General features: G+C 67.1%; 15 protein-coding genes. 3 read left to right on the forward strand and 12 right to left on the reverse strand.

The window, feature by feature from the left end; all coding sequences use genetic code 11:
• Positions 1 to 64: 64 nt before the first annotated feature.
• The 3 genes from zipA to ACFOLC_RS01335 form a co-directional block, all read right to left on the reverse strand.
• Positions 65 to 805: a cell division protein ZipA gene (gene zipA, locus ACFOLC_RS01325; RefSeq protein ID WP_386756911.1), complete on the reverse strand. Its 741-nt coding sequence runs from the start codon at positions 803 to 805 to the stop codon at positions 65 to 67.
• A 33-nt stretch (positions 806 to 838) separates the two neighbouring features.
• Positions 839 to 4,342, reverse strand: coding sequence for a chromosome segregation protein SMC (smc, locus tag ACFOLC_RS01330; RefSeq protein WP_386756913.1), 3,504 nt, complete (start codon positions 4,340 to 4,342; stop codon positions 839 to 841).
• A 241-nt stretch (positions 4,343 to 4,583) separates the two neighbouring features.
• A complete protein-coding gene (locus ACFOLC_RS01335; RefSeq protein WP_386756914.1) occupies positions 4,584 to 5,762 on the reverse strand; it encodes an ABC transporter ATP-binding protein in 1,179 nt (392 codons plus the stop codon).
• Positions 5,763 to 5,909: 147 nt separating this feature from the next.
• Between ACFOLC_RS01335 and ACFOLC_RS01340 the strand changes: the two genes are divergently transcribed.
• The 3 genes from ACFOLC_RS01340 (at position 5,910) to pgl (ending at position 9,305) form a co-directional block, all read left to right on the forward strand.
• Positions 5,910 to 7,286 (forward strand): GH1 family beta-glucosidase, encoded by a 1,377-nt coding sequence (locus ACFOLC_RS01340; RefSeq protein ID WP_386756916.1) that lies wholly within the window; start codon positions 5,910 to 5,912, stop codon positions 7,284 to 7,286.
• Between the two features lie 237 nt (positions 7,287 to 7,523).
• Positions 7,524 to 8,534, forward strand: a complete 1,011-nt coding sequence (gene glk / locus ACFOLC_RS01345) for a glucokinase (RefSeq protein ID WP_386756917.1) — start codon at positions 7,524 to 7,526, stop codon at positions 8,532 to 8,534.
• Positions 8,535 to 8,558: 24 nt separating this feature from the next.
• Positions 8,559 to 9,305 carry a 6-phosphogluconolactonase gene (pgl, locus tag ACFOLC_RS01350; protein WP_386756918.1) on the forward strand — a complete coding sequence of 249 codons (747 nt, stop codon included), beginning with the start codon at positions 8,559 to 8,561 and terminating at the stop codon, positions 9,303 to 9,305.
• Positions 9,306 to 9,349: 44 nt separating this feature from the next.
• Here the strand turns inward: pgl and ACFOLC_RS01355 are convergent, their stop codons facing one another.
• From ACFOLC_RS01355 to ACFOLC_RS01395, 9 genes are all read right to left on the reverse strand, one after another.
• Positions 9,350 to 12,526 carry a discoidin domain-containing protein gene (locus ACFOLC_RS01355; RefSeq protein WP_386757919.1) on the reverse strand — a complete coding sequence of 1,059 codons (3,177 nt, stop codon included), beginning with the start codon at positions 12,524 to 12,526 and terminating at the stop codon, positions 9,350 to 9,352.
• Between the two features lie 38 nt (positions 12,527 to 12,564).
• Positions 12,565 to 13,386: a carbohydrate ABC transporter permease gene (locus ACFOLC_RS01360; RefSeq protein WP_386756919.1), complete on the reverse strand. Its 822-nt coding sequence runs from the start codon at positions 13,384 to 13,386 to the stop codon at positions 12,565 to 12,567.
• Positions 13,383 to 14,264: a carbohydrate ABC transporter permease gene (locus ACFOLC_RS01365; protein ID WP_386756920.1), complete on the reverse strand. Its 882-nt coding sequence runs from the start codon at positions 14,262 to 14,264 to the stop codon at positions 13,383 to 13,385. The genes ACFOLC_RS01360 and ACFOLC_RS01365 overlap by 4 nt, the downstream gene beginning before the upstream one ends.
• A gap of 28 nt (positions 14,265 to 14,292) precedes the next feature.
• A complete protein-coding gene (locus ACFOLC_RS01370) occupies positions 14,293 to 15,579 on the reverse strand; it encodes a sugar ABC transporter substrate-binding protein (protein ID WP_386757921.1) in 1,287 nt (428 codons plus the stop codon).
• A gap of 10 nt (positions 15,580 to 15,589) precedes the next feature.
• On the reverse strand, positions 15,590 to 17,110 hold the full coding sequence (locus ACFOLC_RS01375; protein ID WP_386757923.1) for a glucoamylase family protein: 1,521 nt from the start codon (positions 17,108 to 17,110) through the stop codon (positions 15,590 to 15,592).
• Between the two features lie 177 nt (positions 17,111 to 17,287).
• Positions 17,288 to 20,263: a TonB-dependent receptor gene (locus tag ACFOLC_RS01380; RefSeq protein ID WP_386756921.1), complete on the reverse strand. Its 2,976-nt coding sequence runs from the start codon at positions 20,261 to 20,263 to the stop codon at positions 17,288 to 17,290.
• 83 nt (positions 20,264 to 20,346) lie between these two features.
• Complete coding sequence (locus ACFOLC_RS01385; RefSeq protein ID WP_386756922.1) at positions 20,347 to 21,381, reverse strand: LacI family DNA-binding transcriptional regulator; 1,035 nt, start codon at positions 21,379 to 21,381, stop codon at positions 20,347 to 20,349.
• A 158-nt stretch (positions 21,382 to 21,539) separates the two neighbouring features.
• Positions 21,540 to 21,830, reverse strand: a complete 291-nt coding sequence (locus ACFOLC_RS01390) for a BolA family protein (RefSeq protein ID WP_386756924.1) — start codon at positions 21,828 to 21,830, stop codon at positions 21,540 to 21,542.
• Positions 21,827 to 22,126 carry a YciI family protein gene (locus ACFOLC_RS01395; RefSeq protein WP_386756926.1) on the reverse strand — a complete coding sequence of 100 codons (300 nt, stop codon included), beginning with the start codon at positions 22,124 to 22,126 and terminating at the stop codon, positions 21,827 to 21,829. The genes ACFOLC_RS01390 and ACFOLC_RS01395 overlap by 4 nt, the downstream gene beginning before the upstream one ends.
• Between the last annotated feature and the right edge of the window lie 246 nt (positions 22,127 to 22,372).

Raw genomic sequence — 22,372 nt, forward strand, 5'->3', positions numbered from 1 at the left:
AGCCGGAGTCGAAGGAAGCGTAGCGCGGCGAAGCAGGTGAAACGCTGGCCCTACCCGGCTCGCCTCACCACCGCGCCGGCTTGGTCAGCGGCGGCGCTTCGCGCTGGCGGTCGTAGGCACGCAGCTCGTCGCGCAAGTGGGCGATGCGCTGGCGGCCGAGCGCGTTGCGCTGGTCGTCCAGCACCACGGCGTCGAGCAGCTCGGCCATGCGCTGCGCGGTCGGCAGCATGGTTTCCCAGGCATCGAGCGCGTTGACTGGCGCCGGCAGGGTCAGGAAGAACGCGATCGCTGGCGTTTCCAGCGCCTGGATCTGCGCCATGTCGAAACTGCCCGGCTTCATGATGTTGGCGACACTGAACACCGGGCCGCGCTCGGGGTGGTTCTCTACCAGGCGATGGAACACGCCCATGTGGCCGTAGGCCAGGCCGGCCTTCTCGGCCGCAACCACGATATCGGGGCCGAGCAGCTTGGTGCCGGCGCGCGCGGCCAGGTACAGCGTGACGATCTTGTCGAACTCCTCGCTGGTACGGCGCCCCAGCTCGCTGCTGGCGCCGCCGTCGAGGGTGCGATCGAACAGGTCGAGTTCGGCTTGCGTGGTCGTCCCCGCCAGTCCGGCATCGCCACGCAGCTCGCCCTCCAACTGTTCGCCCAGCGTCGGCTCGACGCGGCCGCTATCGGATTGCCCCTCGCGCGGCACGCGCTTGCCCTGCCCGGGCTTGCGTGGGCGGCCGATGAATACGATCGCCGCAATCAGGATCAAACCGGCAATCAGGATTCCGATCCGCAGCAGGGTCACGTCCGACATCGATAGATCTCCTTGCTCAGGCGAGAGGGAAGCTTACGCTGCACCGGCCAGTCGCGTGGCCTCGGCCAGGTCGACCGACACCAGGCGGCTGACGCCCGGTTCGCGCATGGTCACGCCGGACAGCTGCTGCGCGACTTCCATCGTCGCCTTGTTGTGTGTGACAAACAGGAACTGTACCTGTTCACTCATCTCGCTGACCATCGACGCCAGGCGACCGACGTTGGCCTCGTCGAGCGGCGCGTCGACCTCGTCGAGCAGGCAGAACGGCGCCGGGTTGAGCTGGAAGATCGCGAACACCAGCGCCACCGCGGTCATCGCCTTCTCGCCGCCGGACAGCAGCGAGATGTTCGACACGCGCTTGCCCGGCGGGCGCGCCATGATCGCCACACCGGTGTCGAGCAGGTCCTCGCCAGTGAGTTCGAGGTAGGCGTGGCCGCCGCCGAACAGGCGCGGGTACAGCTCCTGCACGCCGGAATTGACGCGGTCGAAGGTGTCCTTGAAGCGGCCGCGGGTCTCGCGGTCGATCTTGCGGATCGCGTCTTCCAACGTCTCCAGCGCGGTGGTGAGGTCGGTGTTCTGGGCGTCGAGGTAGTCCTTGCGCTGCTCGGCCTCGGCGTGCTCGGCGATGGCGGCGAGGTTGACCGGCTCGAGCCGGCGCAGCTTGCCGTCCAGTTCGCTGACGGTGCGTTCCCAGACCTGCGGCTCCATGTCGTCGGCCAGGGTATTGACCACGTCCTCGAGCACGAAGCCGGCCTCGGTGACGGCCGCGGCGAGCTGCTCGGCCTTGAGCACTACTGCCTGCTGTTCGAGGCGGCGTTGGCCGATGGCCTCGCGCTGCTGGATCGCCTGCTCGTCGCGCTGGTGGCGGACCTGCTCGAAACGGCGCAGGTCGTTGTCGATGCCATCGAGCGCGGTGCGTGCGGCGGTGAGGTTCTGTTCGGTGAGCACGCGCTGCTCGAGCGCGACCTGGCGCTGCTCTTCCAGTGTGTTGACCGGCTCATCGCCGTCGGCGAGCTGCGTGGCAAGCTCGCCCAGGCGCGAATCAAGTTGGCCACGCTGGCCGCCCATGCGATCGAGTGCCTGCGCCAGCGCGGTGATCTGGGTGCGCTGCGACTCCAGCGTCAGCGCCAGCGCATGCGCGGTGTCGCGCGATTCGCGGGCCATGGTGCGGGACTGGTCGCGGGCCTCGCCGAGGGCGCGGCGTTCGGCGTCGAGCACCTGGCGCGTGTCCTCGAGCTCGGTCATGCGCATGACCGCCTCTTCCTGGCGCGTGCGGGCCTCGCGTGCCTGCTCGCGACTGCCGTCCAGGGTGGTGGCGAGCTGGGCGAGTTCGGCGTCGATCTTCTCGATGCGACTTCGCGCTGAATCCAGACGACCCTGCTGGCTCTGCAGCTGGCCGGCCAGTTCGGAGACGCTGCGATGCGCCATGTACAAGGCGCGCTGTGCGTCTTCCCGTTGCTGCTCGGCGGCAAGCAGACGGTCGCGCAACTGCACCAGGGTCGAGTCGAGCTCGCGCTCGCGCGCCTGCAGCGTCTCGATCTCGCCACGCAGCGACTGGATCTCGCGCTCGCGCAGCAAGGCGCCCTGCTTGGCCGCACCGGAACGCAGCACGCGCACCCAGCCGGCGCCGAGGCGTTCGCCATTGCGGGTGATGATCGACTCGCCGTCGCCGAGCAGCGGCAGCATCGTGCGCGCATCGGCCAGGGTTTCGGCGGCGTGCAGCTTGGACAGGATGCGGCGGATCGCGATCGGGCCGCGCACCTTGGCCGCCAGCGAGGTCGCTGCGAACTCGACCGCGTCATTGTGCGGGTCGACCAGGGTCAGGCGGCCTTCGCCGAGTTCGCCGATCGCGTCGACCAGCGCTTCCGGCGATTCAACCAGCACGCCTTCGATCAGCTGGCCGAGCGCACCTTCGACCGCGTTCTCCCAGCCCGATTCGACCACCAGCGTCTCACCGACACGCGCCGCCGAATCGAGCCCGCGCGCCTGCAACCAGCTCAGCGCGGCGCCCTGCTCCTGGCCTAGCGCGGCGTGCTGCAGGGTTTCCAGCGACGACAGGCGACCGCGTGCGGTCTGCGCCTGCTTGCGAACCTCGGCCAAATGCGTCTGGCTGGCGCGTTGCTGCTCCTGCAGTTCGCCGAGCGCGGTCTTGCGGGTTTCGAGCTCGTCACCGAGGTTGTCGATCGAGAATTTCTGGGTCTCGTGCTGCTCCTGCAACGCCTCGAACGCTTCGGCCAGCGCCATCAGGTCGAGACCGGTGCGCTCGCCGCCGAGCGCTTCGCGACGCCGGTCGGCGTCGAGCGTCTGCCGGTCGAGGTGCTCGATGCGGGTGCGTTCGACGTCGGCCGCACGCGCGGCTTCGGCCTGGGCACGGCTGTGCTCGTCCCAGCGCTGCTGCCAGTCGTTGAGCCGTGTTTCGGCGTCGCGCAGCGCCTCCTGGCGTGCGCCGTCTTCGTCGCGCAGCGACTCCAGACGCGGCTCGGCCTCGGCCACCGAGGTGCGCAGCACGTCCAAGCGCGACTGGTCGCTGCCGATGTGCTCGCCGAGTTCGGCCAGTGCCGCCAGGGCTTCGTCGCGCGCCTTGTTCAGGCGCGTGGACATCTCACGCTGGTGCTGGATCTGCTGTTCGATGCGTGCCAGCGTGCCACCGACTTCGTAGCTGGCGGCCTGGGCCTTGTTGAGGTGCTCGGCGGCTTCCTCACGACTGACGCGGCCGGTCTCGATCTCGCGCTCGGCTTCGCGCTGCTCGGCGATCAACTGCTGCAGGCGGGTTTCCTGCTGCGCCAGCTTCTCGCGCTGACCTTGCAGTTTCTGGTCCAGCGCCCGGTGTTCCAGCGTCTTCCACTGCGCGTCCTTGACCTTGCGTTCTGCCTGGATCGCCTGGTACTGCTCGGCCTGGCGCGCCTGGCGCTTGAGGTGCTCGAGCTGCTTGCCGACCTCCTCGCGCAGGTCGTTGAGGCGGTCCAGGTTCTCGCGGGTGTGGCGGATGCGGGTCTCGGTTTCCTTGCGGCGCTCCTTGTACTTGGAGATGCCGGCGGCCTCTTCCAGGTAGACGCGCAGGTCTTCGGGCCGCGCCTCGATGATCTGGCTGATCATGCCCTGCTCGATGATCGAGTAGCTGCGCGGGCCCAGGCCGGTGCCGAGGAACAGGTCGGTGATGTCGCGGCGGCGGCACTTGGCGCCGTTGAGGTAGTACTGGCTGGCGCCGTCGCGGCTGACGATGCGCTTGACCGAGATCTCGTTGAACGCGGCGAATTCGCCGGTGATGGTGTGGTCGGAGTTGTCGAAGATCAGTTCGACCATCGCCTGCGACACCGGCTTGCGGGCGGAGGAGCCGGCGAAGATCACGTCGGTCAGCGAGTCGCCGCGCAGGCGGCTGGCCGAACTCTCGCCCATCACCCAGCGCACGGCGTCGATGATGTTGGACTTGCCGCAGCCGTTCGGGCCGACCACGCCGGTCATGTTGGTCGGCAGATGCAGCGTGGTCGGATCGACGAAGGATTTGAAACCGGACAGCTTGATCGTGGACAGACGCATGCGGCGGGGTTGCCTCTGGCGGCGTCATGGGACGCGACCGTCAATACCAACAAGGATTAAGTACATCTCCCAAGTTATTGACTCACTTGGGAGGCGCGCGGCCATGCGGCGGCGTTTCCACGCGAGTATAGCGGCCATGCGGCCCGGCATCAGGCCGATCACTGGTCCGCCCGGTGCTCCACACCCGCAATCGAGGCCACACTCACCGCTGTGTCACGCACGCCGACGTGCGGGCCGCAGCTCAGGTGTCGCCGACAGCGCGTCGCTCGACGGCGTGCGCTCCGGCCGGGGCGGTGCCGTGTTCCCGATTCCGGGCGTCGCCCGCGCCATCCAGGCGCAGTTCGCTGGCCGGATCGAAAAAATGCATCCGCTCCGGCACGTACCCCAGATGGACCGTGTCGCCCACGGCCGGCAGACCGTAGGGCGGCAGGCGGATCACCAGGTCGCAACCGCCGCAGCCCAGGTTGAGGAAGGCCTCGTTACCGACCGGCTCGACCATCTCGACCCGGGCCGGCAACCGGTCCGGGCCGGCGGGAGCCAGGTGCATGTCTTCCGGGCGCAGGCCGACCGTCAACTGACGGCCGACATAACCCTGCACGACGGCACGCAGCGCCGGATCGGGCTGCAGCGGCAGTTCCACGCCCTCGGCAATCTTCAGCCGCAGGCCGTCACGCTCGATCACCTCGCCCCACAGCAGGTTCATCTTCGGGCTGCCCAGGAAGGTAGCGACGAACAGGTTGGCCGGCCGGTTGTACAGCGCCATCGGCGTGTCGATCTGCTGGATGCGGCCCTTGTCGAGCACGACGATGCGCTGGCCCAGCGTCATCGCCTCGATCTGGTCATGGGTGACGTAGACCATGGTCGTACCGAGCTGGCGGTGCAGTCGCGCGATCTCCACGCGCATGCCGGCACGCAGCTTGGCATCGAGGTTGGACAGCGGCTCGTCGAGCAGGAATACCTGCGGCTGCCGCACCAGCGACCGCCCCAGGGCGACGCGCTGGCGCTGGCCGCCGGACAGCGCGGCCGGCTTGCGGTCGAGCAAGGCGTCCAGCTCCAGCATCGCCGCGGCCTCGCGCACGCGCCGGTCGACCTCGACCTTGCCTGCGCCGCGCAGCTTGAGGCCAAAGCCGAGGTTCTCGGCCACGCTCATGTGCGGGTATAGCGCATAGCTCTGGAACACCATGGCGATATCGCGGTCTTTCGGCGGTACCTCGTTGACCAGGCGCTCGCCGATGCGCAGCTCGCCGCTGCTGATCGTCTCCAGGCCGGCGATCATGCGCAGCAGGGTCGATTTGCCGCAGCCCGACGGCCCCACCAGCACCAGCAGCTCGCCATCGGCGATGTCGAACGTAGCGTCGGCGACACCGACGAAACCGTTCGGGTAAACCTTGCGCAACCGATCCAGCGTGACCTTCGCCATGAAATCTCCCGCAAGCCCCTGTGCCAATGATGCCGCCAACGATGCAATTGTCGCTGTCCTCGGCTATCCTGCCATGTAACCGTTTTCATGCCTATCACCACCACCGCATCTGGCACCGGAGGCCACGTCGCGATGAGCCCAGTTCCCATGAGCCCCGCCCCCGTTTTTCCCGAAGGCTTCCTCTGGGGAGCGGCCACCGCCGCGCACCAGATCGAGGGCTCGCCGCTGGCCGACGGCGCCGGCCCCAGCATCTGGACCCGCTTCGCCCACACCCCCGGGATGATGCTCAACGGCGACACCGGCGATGTCGCCTGCGATCACTACCACCGCTGGAAGGACGACGTGAAACTGATGCGCGAGCTGGGCCTGAAGGCCTACCGCTTCAGCGTGTCGTGGTCGCGCATCCTGCCCGAGGGCACCGGCCGGGTGAACCAGGCCGGCCTCGACTTCTACTCGAACCTGGTCGACGAACTGTTGGCCAATGGCATCGAACCGCTGCTGACGCTGTACCACTGGGACCTGCCGGCGGCGCTGGACGACCGCGGTGGCTGGCTCAACCCCGACATCGCCGACTGGTTCGCCGAGTACGCCCGCGTGCTGTACCGCGCGCTCGACGGCCGGGTGAAGAAGTGGGTCACGCTCAACGAGCCGTGGGTGGTCACCGACGGCGGCTACCTGCACGGCGCGCTGGCGCCGGGGCATCGCAGCAAGTTCGAGGCACCGATCGCCTCGCACAACCTGATGCGCGCGCACGGCGCGGCGGTGAAGGCCTACCGCGAAATCGGCCAGCACGAGATCGGCCTGGTGGTGAACATCGAGCCCAAGTACCCGGCCAGCGATTCGGCGCAGGACGCGGCCGCCGTGCGTCGCGCCCACGCCTACATGAACGAGCAGTACCTGCACCCGGCCCTGCTCGGCCATTACCCGCCGGAGCTGAAGGAGATCTTCGGCGAGGCCTGGCCGGAATGGCCGGCCGAGGACTACGACCTCATCCAGCAGAAGCTCGACTTCGTCGGCATCAACTACTACACGCGCAGTGTGACCAAGGCCGCCGAGAGCTACCCGCTCAACACCGGCGTCGTGCGCCAGCCGCTGGGCACGTATACCGAAACCGGCTGGGAAGTATTCCCGCAGGGCCTGACCGACCTGCTGCTGTGGTTCAAGCAGACCTACGGCGACCTGCCGGTCTACATCACCGAGAACGGCGCGGCGTTCTTCGATCCGCCTACCGCCGACGTCGACGAAACCGGCCAGCGCCGCGTGCGCGACCCGCTGCGCATCGACTACCTGCGCAAACACCTGGGCGCGATCCATGACGCGATCCAGGCCGGCGTCGACATCCGCGGCTACATGCTGTGGTCGTTCCTCGACAACCTGGAGTGGTCGCTGGGCTATTCCAAGCGCTTCGGCATGGTCCACGTGAACTACGGCACCCAGGAACGCACGCCCAAGGACAGTGCGCGCTGGTATTCGCAGGTCATCCAGAGCCACGGCCGCAAGCTCGCCGAGCCGCTGCCGTACTGACGGGGCTCCACAGAGGGGATTCGCTGCCATCTCCCTCCCTCGGCAGCGGGTCCTCTCTGTTCTTCCACCCGGAGCACTATTGCGGCGGTTTGGTTTCGTATTCATCGCCGGCTCCGCACACCGGGACGCGATGATGGGCGGACAGATGCGCCCGGCTCGATTACCCTGCCGGCTCCCCGGGCACAACCAGGTCGATCCTGCCGCCCGCAACCCAGCAACGATCGTGCGGTGGAAATCTTGAGCAGTCACCCAAGTCCCGACTCCCCGGCTTCTACTTCCGCCGACGCCCTGCTGGCCGATATCGGCGGCACCAATGCCCGCTTCGCCCTCGCCCGCCACGACGCCGCCTCGCCGCTGTTGATGGACAGCGTGCGCGAGTTTGCCGTCGCTGATTTCCCGTCGCTGGCGCACGCCGCCGCGCATTACCTCGACAACACCGGCGCCAGCGCCCCGCGCAGTGGCGTGTTCGCCGTCGCCGGCCGCGTCGACGGTGACGAGGCGCGCATCACCAACCACCCGTGGGTGATCTCCGCCGCACGCACCGGCGAGGCACTCGGCCTGGAGTCGCTGCATCTGGTCAACGACTTCACCGCGCAATCGATGGCGGTGTCGCTGTACGGCCCGCAGGACGTGGTGCCGATCGGCAGTGCGACCTGGTCGCCCGACGACGGCGACAAGACCTACGCGATCATCGGCGCCGGCACCGGCCTGGGCGTCGGCGGTCTACTGCGCCGCGACGGCCGCTACTACCCGCTGCAGACCGAGGGCGGTCATGTCAGCTTCGCGCCGAACACACCGGAGGAGATCGAGATCCTGCAGCAGTTGTCGGGCGAGTTCGGCCGCGTCTCCAACGAGCGCCTGGTCAGCGGCATGGGCCTGGTCAACCTGCACCGCGCGCTCAGCACGATCGCCGGCGAAGATCCCGGCCCGCTGAAGCCCGCGGACGTCACCGCCCGTGCACGCGAGGGCGACGAGCGCAGCCTGCGCACGATCGACGTGTTCTGCGCGGTGTTCGGCGCCGCCGCCGGCGACCTGGTGCTGACACTGGGTGCCTGGGACGGTGTTTTCCTGGCAGGCGGCCTGGTGCCGAAGCTGTTGCCGGCGCTCGCCCATTCGGGCTTCCGAGCGCGTTTCGAGCACAAGGGCCGCTTTGCGCCGACGATGGCGCGCATTCCCACGCTCGCCATCGTCCACCCGCAGCCCGGCCTGCTCGGCGCCGCGGCACTGGCGCAGCAAACATCGCGTTAAAGCCGCCTGTGCGAGGATCGGAGCATGGCCGACGATCATTCGCCAACTCCATCGTCCGCAGGGCACCTCTCGTCGCGTTACGTGCTGCATGCGCATCCCAATGCCGACGCCTGGGTCTGGGCGGCGGCAGTGGCGATCGCTGCGGAACTTCGCCGTGATCTGGTGCTGCGTCCGCGCGTGCGCCTGCTGCTGTCCGGCGGCACCACGCCGGCGCCGGTGTACGCGGCATTGGCCAAAGCGCCCCTGGAGTGGGATCGTGTCGATGTCGCCCTGGTCGATGAGCGCTGGCTGCTGCCGGACGACCCCGACAGCAATGCGCGACTGGTGCGCACCCATCTGCTGCAGGACCATGCCGGCGCCGCGCGCTTCGAACCATTGACGTCGTCGGGACGTCGCATCGAGGACGCCGTCGCCATCGCCAATGCACACGCGCACCAAGCGGCCAGCGTCGCCGTGCTCGGCATGGGCGAGGACGGTCACACCGCCTCGCTGTTTCCCGGCATGGCCGACCTCGACCGCGCGTTGGGCAGCCGTCAGTCCTATATCGCTGTCGATGCCAACGGCTGTTCCGGCGCGCGGCAATGGCACAAGCGCATCAGCCTCACCCCGGCCGGCCTGGCACGCACACGGGCGCGGCTGTTGTTGCTGCAGGGCGCACGCAAACGCGCGGTGTTCGAGCAGGCACTGGCCAGTGGCGACGTACACCGCTGGCCGGTACTGGCTGCACTGGGCACCTCCGACTCGCCACTGCACGTGCACTGGTACGCCTGAGCACGTCCGCTTGCCGAACGCGACGCATTGCGCCTAGGCCACACTCATTCCTGACCAAGCTCGATCTCGACCCGGGTCGCGGTGCCTTCGATGCGCAACTCCCCGTTCTGCCAAGTTGCAGGACGGCCATCGACACGCGTCGCACCCGGTCGTTGCGAGTAGGGCCAGCGCAGCACCACCCCGCCGGCGGGCGCTCGCAATCCCGGTGACAGCATCAGCAAGACGCGCTCGCGGTCCTGCTTCAGCGCATAACCCAGCGGGCCGTACGGCGTGCGCAGGTTGGCCACGCGGACGCCCTCGCCGGCCAACCAGTCCGCCGGAATACCCGCCGCGATCACCAGCGCGTCATCGTCGTCGCGCGTATAGGCGAACAGGTCGAGCGCCGAGCGCACGTAATCCGACTCGACCCATGCGTGCGGCAGGTCGCCGACGAAGAACGGCTTGCGTGGCGTGCGCGACACTACCTCGGCCCACTGGTTCCAGGCACGCGGCTGTTGATCCTTGAAGAAGAAGTCCAGCGCCTCGTGCGCGCGTTCGCGCCAGCCCAGGCGCACGAAGCTGCCGATCGTGCGCAGCTCGTAAGGCGTGTAATCCTTCCATTCGCGGGTGCCGTCGCGGCGCGCCACGAACTCGCGCCAGTAACGCTCGAAGGTGCCGTCGAGCAGGCGTTGCGGCAGCTGCCCCTGTTCGCCACCCGGCGCCAGTGCGATCGTGGTCGAGGTCGCGTCGAAGTCGCCCAACTCGGCCGCACCGGGCAGGTAATCGATGCCGTGCTGCTTCACCGCCGCCTCGATCGAGGCGTAGAGATCGCCGCGGAACTGGTCGCGCGCGGCCGCAAAGCGGCGCGCCTCCTCGTTGCGACCCAGCCACTGCGCGATCTCGACCGCGTCCTTGTATCCGCGCAGCGCCCAGAAGTTGTCCCAGTACGAGTGCATCGGCTTGGCCGAATAACCCTCGTGACTGATCGAAGCCGGCATCATCCCGTAGAAGGCCGGATGCTGCGTCCGATTGGTCTGAGTACGTTCGCTCAGGCGCAGCTCGTCCATGTACTTCACCGCACCGACCACATGCGGCCACATCGCTTCGAGCAAGGCCTCGTCGCGCGTGTAGCGGTAGACCTCGGCGATGGTGAACACCAGTTCGCCGTGGCTGTCGTTCTCCGGCACCGGGTCGCTGCCGCGGTCATCGACGCAGCACGGCACCTTGCCGTTGTCGAACTGGTACGGCGCGTACCAGCGCAGGAATTCTTCGGCCACGTCCTCGCGACCCATGCGCAGCAAGCCTTCGCCGATCATCGCGCCGTCGCGGATCCAGGCGCGCGAGTACGAGCGCGTGCCGGGCTGCAGGCGCGGCCCGATACGGCTGATCAGCATGTGCGCCAGGCCGGTGCGCAGGGTGTCGACCACGTGTTGGCCTTGCGGCGGCACTCGCAGCTGCACGCGATCGAGCTTGTCGCGCCACTGCGCAGCGACTTCATCCTGCAATTCGCCCGCCGAACGCGGCGGTGCCGACGGCTCGGACGGCGCACCGGCGAGTAACGTGCGCCAGTCGAACTCGCGACTTTCTCCCGGCTGCAATCGCATCCCGTAGAGCAGCGCGCCGGAGCCGAGACCGGTCGTGTCTTCCGTCTCGCTACGTGCACCAGCCATCGCGGCGAATCTTTCGCCGGTATCGGTGCAGGTCGTGCAGAACTTGGTCCAGTCGGCACGCCGCAGCCGCTCGACCACTTCGCCTTCATCGAAGCTGGTGGCAAAGCTGGCCAGCGATTTCTGCCCGACCGACACGCGCTGTTTGCCGTTGACGACAAACTGCCTTTCCGTCGCGGCGATGCGCTCGATCGTGCTGACGCCACCGACCGTGCTGAGGAATTGCGTCGGCGGATTCACCTGGAAAGGCCGCGCCGCCAATACGAACACGTAGTCGCGCGGGCGATCGCCGGTGTTTCTCAGGCGATAGCGTGCATGCAGCTGTGAGCGTTCCGCCGTGCCGCGCGCGAAGGCGGTCACGTCCAGGGCAAAATCCGCGTGCTGCCAGTGGACACTCGGAATCGGCAGGTAACCGTCCTGCAGCGACTGCGAGGTCTGGACATCGGCCCAGGTCACCAGCTTGCCGTCGCTGACCACCAGCGGCTCGATGCTGAAGCCGCCCCGGCCGACCTCGACCGCGCCGTCCTCGCCGATCAACCCCTGATTGTGTCCGCCGTCGATGCCGACGACCGTCCAATACGGTTGCTCGCCATGGAAGCCGCGCGGGTACGTGCCGCGTGCGGCGTCAGCAGCGACCGAAGCGACAAAGTCGTTGGGCGTGTCCGCGAAGGCCAGCGGCTCGATGTCGATGCCGGCCAAGCCGAAGGTATCGCCCTGCCCGCCCTCGAGCTGCAGGCGCATGTAACGCGCTTCCGACTCCGGCAACGCGATCGGATCGACCCCGCCGTTGCCTGTGGTGACGACCCGCGCGTCGCTCCAGGCCTGGCCGTCGCGCGACAGCGAAATCCGGTAGCGCGTCGCCGCTTCCGCGGAGTTCCAATGCAGGCGCAGGCCGCCGAATTCGCGCAGACGGCCCAGGTCGAGTTGCAGGCTCGGCGACGATGCAGCCGGGGCACGCCAGGTGGTTGCAGGATCACCATCGACCGCATGATCGGCCACGTCGTTGGCGGTCGTCGCACTGGCCGTGGCCCGCGGCCGCGGCGGTGGCGTGGTCTCGACGCGACGCTCGCGCAGGGTCAACGAATCGAAGCAGACCGTGCCCTTGCCGCCGACGCTGTTGTAGATCGTGAATTCAAGCTTCTGGCTGTGGCGCAGGGCCGGGTCCGGTGCGGGCCCCCAGGCACGGCTGATGTGGCGCTGCTTGTAGATCACCGGCGTCCACTGCGGCGGGAAGGCGTACCCAGGCCGATTGACCCACCAGACGTTGTCGCCGCTGGCATCGACCAGCTTGAACTGCAGGTCGTTGGCCGGCGAGTCACCACGCAACTGGAAGGCGAATTCGTAGTCCGCGGGATAATCCAGCGGCAACTCGCGCTGCAGGCCGGCGTAGCCGGACACACCGTTGAAGTCGTAATCCAGGCACAGCGCCTTGCCGTCGACGCCGTCGACCGCACGCAGGCGGCCGCTGACCTGGTCCGATGTCACCACTTTCCATGCACCGGCTGATTCGAAATCATCGAGTACGCGTGGCGTCTCCGGCCCACTGGTGCACGCCGGCAGGGCCATGGCGGTCAGGACCAACCCAGCAAGAATCCGGATACGACTTTCGAGGATCACCCTTTCACACTCCCCACCAGTAGGCCTTGCAGGTAGTAACGCTGCAGCACCAGGAACAGCAGCAGCACCGGCAACACCGTCACCACCGATCCGGCCATCATCATCTCGTTGTCCTGCACGTGCTCACGCGACAACGAGGCCAGCGCCACCGGCAGCGTCTGCAGGCTGCTGTCGCTGAGCACGATCAGCGGCCACATGAAGTCGTTCCAGGCGGCGAGGAAGCTGAAGATCGCCAGCGTCACCAGGATCGGCTTGAGCGCCGGCAGTACGATCTGGAAGAAGATGCGCCACTCGCCGGCGCCGTCGATGCGTGCAGCCTCCAGCAACTCGTCGGGAATCGAGCGCGCGTACTGGCGCACCAGGAAGATGCCGAAGATGCCGGCCATGCCCGGCACGATCGCGCCGGCGTAGCTGTTGACCAGCCCCATCTGCTTGAGCATCAGGAACAGCGGCATCATCGTCACCTGCGCCGGGATCACCAGCGCGGCCAGCAGCACGCGGAACACTCGCTCGCGTCCGGGGAATTGCAGCTTGGCGAAGGCATAACCGGCCAGGGTATTGAGCAGCAGCGCGATCAGCGTGGTCAGCGACGCGATCAGGAAGCTGTTGAGCAGATAACGGCCCATGCCGGCCTTGGCGAACAGCTCGTGATAGTTGTGCAGCGTCGGCCTGGACGGCAGCAACGGCGGCGGGAAGTGACTGGCTTCGCCGGGCTGCATGAACGACACCGCCAGCATCCACAGCAGCGGCGCCAGGCTCAGCACCGCCAGGCCGACCAGCAGGCCATTGACGATCGCCTTGGCCAGACGCGGGTTCATCCCTCCGCTCCTTTGCGCCGTGCAAACCACAGCAAGCTGCTGGTCACGCCGGTCATCAGCACGAACAGGATGAAGGCCACCGCCGAGGCATTGCCCAGATTCCACCACTTGAAGCCTTCTTCGTACATCAGGTACAGCACGCTGACCGTGCTCTGCAACGGGCCGCCCTGGGTGATCACATACGGCTCGGCAAACAGCTGGAAGTAACCGGCCAGCGTGAGGATGCCGACCATCAGCAGCACCGGCCCGAGCATCGGCAAGGTGACATGCAGGAACTGCCGCCACCGCGATGCACCGTCGATGCGCGCGGCCTCGTACAGGTCCTCTGGGATCGCCTGCAGGCCGGCCAGGAAGATGATCATGTTGTAGCCGAAGTTCTTCCACACCGCGAACACGATGATGGTCGGCATGGCCCACACCGGATCACCGAGCCAGTCGATAGGATCGATGCCGAGCCACGACAGCCCCCAGTTCACCAGCCCGTAACGGGTGTGGAACAGGTAACGCCAGATCACCGCCACCGCGACCACCGTGGTCACCACCGGCGCAAAATAGGCAGTGCGGAAGAACGGCTTGAACGTGCCCAGTCTGGAATGCAGCAGCAGCGCCGCCCCCAGCGACACCACGATCGACAGCGGCACGCCGACCACGACGAAGTACAAGGTGTTGCCGAGCGCCTTCCAGAACAGCGGGTTCTGCAGCAGGCCGAGGTAATTACCGAAGCCGACGAAGCGCAGGTTGTCGCTGTCGGCCAGGGCGTAGATGTCGAAATCGGTCAGGCTCAGCGCAAACGCGGCCAGTACCGGCAACCCGAAGAACACCCCGATCACGGTCAACGCGGGCGCAGCGAACACCCAGCCGGCAGTGGACGGCTTCATTACCTGCCCGCCTTTGCATCGACGCGCGTCATGGCGCTCCTGCCGGGATGGTGTGGTGGTCGAGCATCCAGCGGCGTTTCTCCAGGATCTTGTCGGCGCGGCGGTCGAGTTCGGCCGCGGCCTCGTCGACTGTCAGGTGACCGTTGGCCAACTGTTCGCCGACCAGTTTGATCTCGTTGGCGATGCGCTCCCACTCCGGTACCTTGGGCACCGGCCGTGCGCGCTCGAGCTGGTCGCGAAACGCACGTGCGTACTCGTCGCCGGCCAGCGCAGGCACATTCCAGGTGCTGCGTCGCGGCGGCAGGTTGCCGGTCAGGCCGTGGAAGCGCGCCTGCACCTGCGGCTCGGACAGGTAGGCGATCAACTTCCACGCCGCATCCTGGCGCTGCGAGCTGCGGAACAGAACGAAACTGGCGCCACCGGCCACCGAAGCACCTGGCCCGTGTTCGCCCGGCAGCGGCATCGTCATCCACGAGGACTGCAAGGCCGGAGGCAGGCGCTTGCGGAATTCGGCGATGTTCCACGGGCCGTTGAGGTAGAAGCTGAAATAGCCACGACCGAATTCATTCCAGACATTGGCGATCTGGGTGTTGCTTGCCAGCGGCGCCCACTTCCGATCGAAGATCTCACGGTAGAAAGCCAGCGAGCGCTTGAAACCCGGGCTGCGGAAGTTGCCGTAACGGCCGGCGTCGCGCAACAGCGGTTCGGGTGCCTGGATGCCCAGGTTCAATAGAGGCTCGGCTTCGTTGAGCGGCAGCAACGCGGCGTAGCGGTCCGGGCCGACCTCGCGCTTGATCGCCGCCATCGCCACTTTCCATTCCTCCCAGTTGACCGGTGGTCGTTCGATGCCGGCTTGCGCGAGCAGATCACGGCGATAGAACGGCAAGCGGGTCTCGACATACCACGGCACGGCATACACCTGGCCGCCGATCACGCCGGTGTCCCAGGCGCCGGTAAAGTAATCGTGCGCTTGCAACGCCGGCGTCTGCGTGAGCCGCGCATCGAGCGGCACCAGGGCATCGAGCAGCGCGAACTCGGATACCCAGGTGTTGCCGATCGCGCAGACATCGGGCAACGAGTCGCCAGCGAAGGCGGTCAGCAGCTTCTCGTGCGAAGAGATCAGCGGCATCTGCTGCACGACGACGCGGATGTCCGGATGACGGCGCTCGAATTCCGGAATCAACTGGGTGACGACCTCGCCCTCGAAGCCCATCGCCCAGAAGCGCACCACCTCGCGGTCGTCGGCCTGCCGTGCGCACGCAGCCAGCAGCACGGCGGCCAGCAGCACCAGCAAGCGACAGGGCCAGTCGCGCATCAACTGCATGTCACTCCGGCTGCGGCGGCTTGGGTGTTTGCGTGCTGGCACGCGGAACCCGCGACTCCGCCTCGCCCAGGGCCCGCGCCGTCGCCGCATCCTTCTCGGCCTGGGTCTGCGGCTGCTGTGGCTTGGCTTCGCCCTTCGGTTCCAGCCAGCCGCCCGTGAACCCCGCCTTCTCGAGTCCGGCGCGGATGTAGGGATTGCGCTTCATCACGTTCCAGACAAAGTCGCTGCGGTAGTTGCTGATCATCGCCAGGATCGGGCCCTGGTCGATGCCGATGTAATCACTGGCCACCCAGCCCGCGCCCGGCACCAGGCGACCGGTCTTGAGCGGGATGTCGTAGTTGAAACTCGGGTTGAACGAGTCGAGAAAACCGTAGCTGGAGTACAGGTACTCGCCATAGCGCTTGTGCAGCTCGACGGTGGTCGGGATGACGATCTCCGGTGCGAACGGCAGCGAGGCGATCGCCGCGGTCGGCGCGATCGTGCCGTCGTCGAAGGTGTCGCTCAGGCCGGCGCCGCGCGCGGAGTAATGGCGGAACTGGCGCTGCTCGCCGCGGTACGGCTGCAAGGTCTGCTGCGGCCCGTCGCTGGCGGTCAGGCCCCAGACTTCCGGGCCATAGTCCTCCCATTTCATCGGGTTGGCGATCGCGTAGGCGCGCTGGGCGTAAGCCGCGCGGCGGCTGTTGACGAAGTAGTCGATGCCGCGCTCGCGCATGTAGGCGTCCTGGATGCCGCGGAAATCGATCCAGACATGGCTGTACTGATGGCCGAACAGCGGGCCGAAGGCCAGGAACTCCTCGCCCTGGTACACGCCCCAGGACTCGTTGTAGGTGCGCGCCCATACCGTCCAGGTGTCGGCACTGACCGGGTGCGTCGGCGAGGCCAGCGCCAGCACGTACAGCATCATCGCCTCGTTGTAGCCCATCCAGTCGTGCTGGATGAAGCCACTCTCCGGGAACCAGCCCATCGAGATCAACGGCTTGTTCTTCTGCAACCAGGTCCAGTCGACGCGCCGGTACAGCTCGTCGGCCAGCGCACGGATCTGCTTCTCGCGCGGCTCGTCGCGATCGTAATAGGACTGCGTGAACAGCACGCCCATCATCAGCAACGCGGTGTCCACACTCGACAGCTCGACCCAGCTGTCGTAGCGGTGGCCGTTCTGCATGTCGAGGAAGTGGTAGTAGAAGCCCTGGTACGCACCCTTGCCGGTGGCCTGCGGCCCGGACGGCAGGTCGCGGAAGAACTTCAGCGTGGTCAGGGTGCGGTCGACCGCCTGGTTGCGGCTGACCCAGCCGTTCTCGATGCCGATCGGGTACGCAGTCAGCGCGAAGCCGACCGAGGCGATGCTGGCGAACGGACGCGAGGGGAACCGGTCCGGCGTCAGGCCGTTCTGTTCATTCGTGGTGTCCCAGAAAAACTGGAACGTGCGCTTCTCGATATCACGGAACAGCGGCGGCAGCTCCGGCTTGGTCGCCTTCAGCGGCTCGATCTGCACCGGCGACGAGTCCGCCACCGGATACGTCATCGATTCCGGCTCGCTCTGCCGGCAACCCGCAACCACCACGAGCACCGCCACCAGCGATGCAGTCCCCAAACTGCGTCGGAATGAATCGAACATCACCACGCCATGAAGTGTATGGAAAGGAAGCACCGACGGGGGACCGCCGGCCGCCCGACGAGGTGGGCGGCCGGCGATCGCACGTCAGAAGTTGAAGCCCAGCGACAGCTTGAAGGTACGGGTCGGCAGCATCTGCGTGTTGGGTGTGCCAAAGTTGCTGTTGGCGACGATGGCTTGCTGTTGATCATCCCAGCCACCGTACCAATCGTCGTAACCGCTGTAGTTGGCCCAGTCGAACACGTTCAGCACGTCGCCACGCACCCACATCTTGAAGCCGGTGCCGGTATCGAAATCCTTCATCACCGCCAGATCGAACTGCTTGAAGCCCAGCGTGCCGTCGGGCTTGTACTGGTCGATGAAGCAGTTGTCCCGCTGGTCGACATTGAAGCAGTTGGTGCCATAACGCGGCGCCTGCGAAGCCAGCGTGAGCTTGCCCGAGAACGTCATGCCCCACGGGCCGTCGTAGATGCCGGTGCCGACCAGACGGTGCTCGGGCACCGCGGCATCGTGCCAGCCGTAGTCGGCCAGGGTCGGGTAATCCAGCGAGAACACCTCCGGCGATTGACGCATTTCGCGGGCGTCGGCGTAGGTATAGGCGAAGGTCACGCCCCAGCCCGACTCGGCCGTGTACGGCTTCTCGGCCTTCAGGTACAGCGAGGTGGTCTTGGTCTCCAGGCCGTTGGTGCCCAGGATCAGGTTGCCGAAGGGAGCGAAGCCCTGGCCCCAGGGCTGGCCCCAGTTGAAACCGGGACGGAAAAACGTGCCGTCAGGGAGGCGATTGCCCAGCAGGAAAGCGAAACCGTCGTGGCTCTCGACGTACGAGACGGTCACGTCGGTCAGCCATTCGCCGACCGCATTGCGCATGCCCAGGCTGAACTGGTCGGAGTACGGCGTCTTGATGTTGTTGTCGAGCACGAACACTTCGCGACCGGCACCGGTCTGCGAGGCCAGCGTGGCCAGCACCGCCGGATCAAAATACGCCGGGTTCCAGTCGATGCAGGTGGTATCGACACGCGGGCAGCTGCCGTCGGCACGGCGGAAATCGAAATCCGAGGCCGGGAACGTCGCCTTGGTGACCTCCAGCTGCAGCCAGTCGAACAGGTTGCGGTCGTAGGCGCGGCCGGCACCGCCGTAGATCACGTGCTGCTGGTCGGCGTTGAGGTCGTAGGAAAAGCCCACGCGCGGCTGCCAGCCGTCCTTGAAGGATTTACGGTTGTTGCCGGTGCTGATGTAGTTCTCGACGTTGACGCCCGAGCCCGGGTTGTTGAGCGCGGTCGAGGAGCGCAACGCCGCCGCCACGTCAGCCGGCGTGGTGTAGTCGAGGTAAGTCGGGCTTTCCTCGTAGTCGTAGCGCAGGCCGAGGTTGACGATCAGCCTGTCGTTGACCTCCCAGTCATCCTGCACGTAGAAGCCGTACTGCTTGTTGGCCGACTCGGCGCTGCCGTCGCCGACGCCCGGCAGCGCGGTGCCGAACTTGACGTGGATCGGCTGGGTCAGGCTGCCGTTGATGTTGTAGGTGAACTGCGGGTAGTACGGCTGCCGCTCGGCCGCACTGACCTTCACGTCCTTGTACTTCATGCCCATCTTGAGCGTGTGGCCCTGCCAGCCGGTGAAAGTCAGGTCGTCCTGGAAGCCCCAGCCCTCCTGCCCCTTGTCCTGGAAGTCGGAGCCGGCACCGCGGCGGATGATGACGTCGTTGAAATTGGTGCCGTCGCTGAGGATGTAGGCGATGCCTCCGTTCAACGGGCTCGGGTTGTACGAGGCGTCCTCGTAGGTGATGTGCGCATCGTTGAGCCAGGCACCGTTGCTGTACTGGTAGCGCAGGTCGGCGCGGGTTTCCTCGTTGAGCTTGGCGGTGGCGTAGCTGGGCAGGTTCTGTCCGCCGATGCCGGTCAACTCGCTCTCGTCGCGGTACTTGCCGGTCAGTTCGAAGTAGTGGTTCTCGCCGATCAGCCAGTCGACCTTGCCGAAGTACAGGTCCTCCTTGAACGGCGCCGTGTACAGGCCGGTGCCCGCCTCCTGCTGCACGATCGACGGCAGGCGGTCGATGGTGTAGCCGCGCCCCGGCGTCAACGTGCGCGGCGATTCGTACTCCTTGGCCTCGTAGGACAGGAAGAAATGCGCCTGGTCACGCAGGATCGGGCCGCCGAAGGTCGCGCCGTACTGCGTCTCCTTGGTTTCGACCTTGTCGTCATTGCGCTCCTCGAACACCGTCGGCGTGCGCCAGTCGGTCGCGGTGTGGTCCCAGAAGAAGCTGCCTTCGAAATTGTTGGTGCCCGATCGCGTGGTGGCGACGATCGCGGCACTGCTGAGCTGGTCGTACTCGGCCTTGTAGTTCTGGGTGATGACCTTGTACTCGCCGATGGCCGACTGCGGGAACGGGTTGCCGCGGCTGGAGTCCTGGCCGCTGATGCCGCCACGCAACACGTAGTCCTTCTGGCCGACACCGTCGATGTAGACGTTGATGCCGTTGGCGTTCTGCGCGCCGGACTTGATCCTCGTCGAGCCTTCGCTGCCGGTCTCGAACGCCACACCCGGCGCCAGGTCGGCAAAGGCGAGGAAGTTGCGCGTGCCCTGCGGCAGCGACTCGATCTGCTTGTGGGTGACGTAGGTGGCGATTTCCGAGGTCTTGACCTCCGCCAGCACCTCACTGGTCACGGTGACGGCATCGACCGTGGTCGCGTCCGCAACCGGGCCGGTCTCGGCGACGCCGCCGGTGGCCAGGTTCAAGGTGGCGGTCTGGCCGACCTGGACAGTCACGGTCTTGCTCGTGGTCTGGCCATCGGCCTGCACGTCGATGCGGTAGGTGCCCGGCGGCAGGCCGCCGACGTTGTAGTTGCCGCCGACCGCCTGCACCTTGCGGCTCAGGCCGGTGGCGACGTTGGTGGCCGTCACCGACGCCTCACCGGCTGGCGCGGAATCGACCGTGACCTGGCCGCGGATGGTGGCCGCGGTGCTTTGCGCGAAGGCCATCGGCGCGGTCATCGCCAGGCAACTGGCGAGCGCGCAGGCCAACAGTTTGGGGGTGGGCCGTTGACGGGGGAATTTGCGGGGCTGCATATGCTTTCCTCTCTCCAAGAAGCACTCGAGCTGACTGGAATCGTTTACATCAGGGAACAAAGAGAAACCCAGGAAGCGGTTTCTCAGAACCGGGGATCGGGTCGGGGCATGACGGACGCGGCGCCACTGGACTCGCGCACGCTCAGTTCGGGGACCAGCGCCAGCGCGCCGGTGGCCGGCAACGCTTCCCCTGCGATCTGCACGATCAACTGGCGGGCGGCGCGCGCGCCGAGTTCAGCGATGTTGACCCGCATCGTGGTCAGGCTGGGATGGACGTAGCGGGCCAGCGGGATGTCATCGAACCCGGCCAGGGCGATGTCGCCCGGGACGCGCGCACCGGCTTGCGCGAAGGCGAACAAACAGCCCAGCGCCATCATGTCGTTGGCTGCGAACACCGCATCGGGCCGCTCCGCCGCCGCCAGCACCTCACGACCGGCACGGTGGCCGGAGGCTTCATCGAAATCGCCCGGCAGCACCCACGGTTCGGCATCAGGAACCAGCCGTGCCAGTGCATCGCGGTAGCCACGCAGGCGCTCGTGCGCATCGAAGTTGTCCGCCGGCCCGCCGATGAAGGCGATGCGGCGGTGGCCGCAGGCGACCAGGTGCTCGACCATCGCCACCGCGCCGCCGTAGTTGTCGACACCCAGCGCGGTGATGTCGGGGCTCGCGTTCTGGCTGTTGATCACCACTCGCGGCAGCGACGCTTCCAGATGGTCGCCCAGCACCGTGGGTGCCGCCACGTAAGGCGACATCACCAGCAGGCCGTCGACGCGGCCGCGCATCGCTCGCAGGGCCGCGCCCTGCTCGTCCGGGTTGCCGTGGTAGCTGGAGACCAGCAGGTGCAGCCGGTGCTGGCGCGCGACCTGGTCGATGCCGCGCATCAGCTCGGAGAAGAATTCGCCGTGCAGGTCCGGCAGCACCACGCCCAGGGTCTGGGTGCGGCGGCTGCTGAGGCTGCGGGCAGCGGCATGCGGGGTGTAGCGCAGGTCGTTGGCGGCGGCCAGGACCCGGTTGCGCACTTCCTCGGCCACGTTACCGTGCCCATTCAGGGCCCGCGACACCGTGGCAACCGACACCTGCGCCACGCGTGCGACATCTTTGATGGTTACGCTCGCCACGTCGTCACTGCCCTCCGCGGTTTGAAGCGGGGCCGACTGTAAACGTTTTCAAACACAAGTGTAAAGCGCACGTTATCGAACTGTGCGATCGCTCGGAAAAGCCCGTACAACGGGCTTTTGAGACGACAGGAAAATGCTGCGCCGCGACAAAGACCGGCTCAGGCCACTTCTTCCGGCGTGCGTGCCCGGATCGCCAGCGCGTGGATGTCCGTGTCCATCAACCCGCCGACCGCCGCATACACCGCCCGGTGCCGGGCGATCGGGCTGAGGCTGGCGAAGGCGGCACTGACGATGTCGACGCGGAAATGCCCGCGGCCATCGGCGGCGCCGGCATGGCCGGCATGGCGGTGGCTCTCGTCCTCGACCACCAGCAACTGCGGTGCCAGCGCGGCCTGCAGCGCCGCCTCGATCGCGGCGACGCGCTGCTCGCGCGGTAGCGCGGCGGTCACGGCAACACCTTGCGGAAAGGCCGCACCTCGACCCGCTGGTAGACGCCGGCCGCCACATACGGGTCGGCGTCGGCCCAGACGCGCGCGGCCTGCAGCGATTCGAATTCGGCGATGACCACGCTGCCGCTGAATCCAGCCGGGCCCGGGTCTTCGGCGTCGATCGCCGGGCACGGCCCGGCCAGCAGCAGGCGCCCTTCGTCGCGCAGCGCGGTCAGGCGTGCCAGATGCGCCGGCCGGGCCTGGGTGCGCTGGGGCAGCACGTCGTTGCCGTCATAGCCTTCGATCACATACCACATGCGGTTTCGTTTCCTGTCGCCCCGGCGGGGCCCACATGAATTGTAGCCAGTGCCCGCGCGCCACCCGCTGGACACGCCCCCGGCAAGTCCGTACCCTAGCCTGCAATTGCCCGAGGCTGGACGCAGCGGCCCGTCGCGACAGGTTCCCCCACACCGTCGCCACGCACGCACCTCTCTAGTGCGTCGCTGCATTGCACGGCCCGCGCCCGCACCCCATCGATCTTCGCCGTCACGCCCCCGCGTGAC

Origin of the sequence: Lysobacter cavernae, assembly GCF_042648505.1 — a bacterium.
Taxonomy (GTDB): Bacteria; Pseudomonadota; Gammaproteobacteria; order Xanthomonadales; family Xanthomonadaceae; genus Lysobacter_L; species Lysobacter_L cavernae.

Coding starts and splice junctions, on each gene's coding strand:
- zipA (WP_386756911.1), bottom strand. CDS start 805: ATGTCGGACGTGACCCTGCTGCGGATCGGAATCCTGATTGCCGGTTTG.
- ACFOLC_RS01360 (WP_386756919.1), bottom strand. CDS start 13,386: ATGAACCCGCGTCTGGCCAAGGCGATCGTCAATGGCCTGCTGGTCGGC.
- ACFOLC_RS01380 (WP_386756921.1), bottom strand. CDS start 20,263: ATGCAGCCCCGCAAATTCCCCCGTCAACGGCCCACCCCCAAACTGTTG.
- pgl (WP_386756918.1), top strand. CDS start 8,559: ATGGCCGACGATCATTCGCCAACTCCATCGTCCGCAGGGCACCTCTCG.
- ACFOLC_RS01395 (WP_386756926.1), bottom strand. CDS start 22,126: ATGTGGTATGTGATCGAAGGCTATGACGGCAACGACGTGCTGCCCCAG.
- ACFOLC_RS01340 (WP_386756916.1), top strand. CDS start 5,910: ATGAGCCCCGCCCCCGTTTTTCCCGAAGGCTTCCTCTGGGGAGCGGCC.
- ACFOLC_RS01335 (WP_386756914.1), bottom strand. CDS start 5,762: ATGGCGAAGGTCACGCTGGATCGGTTGCGCAAGGTTTACCCGAACGGT.
- smc (WP_386756913.1), bottom strand. CDS start 4,342: ATGCGTCTGTCCACGATCAAGCTGTCCGGTTTCAAATCCTTCGTCGAT.
- ACFOLC_RS01375 (WP_386757923.1), bottom strand. CDS start 17,110: ATGACGTATCCGGTGGCGGACTCGTCGCCGGTGCAGATCGAGCCGCTG.
- ACFOLC_RS01370 (WP_386757921.1), bottom strand. CDS start 15,579: ATGCGCGACTGGCCCTGTCGCTTGCTGGTGCTGCTGGCCGCCGTGCTG.
- ACFOLC_RS01365 (WP_386756920.1), bottom strand. CDS start 14,264: ATGAAGCCGTCCACTGCCGGCTGGGTGTTCGCTGCGCCCGCGTTGACC.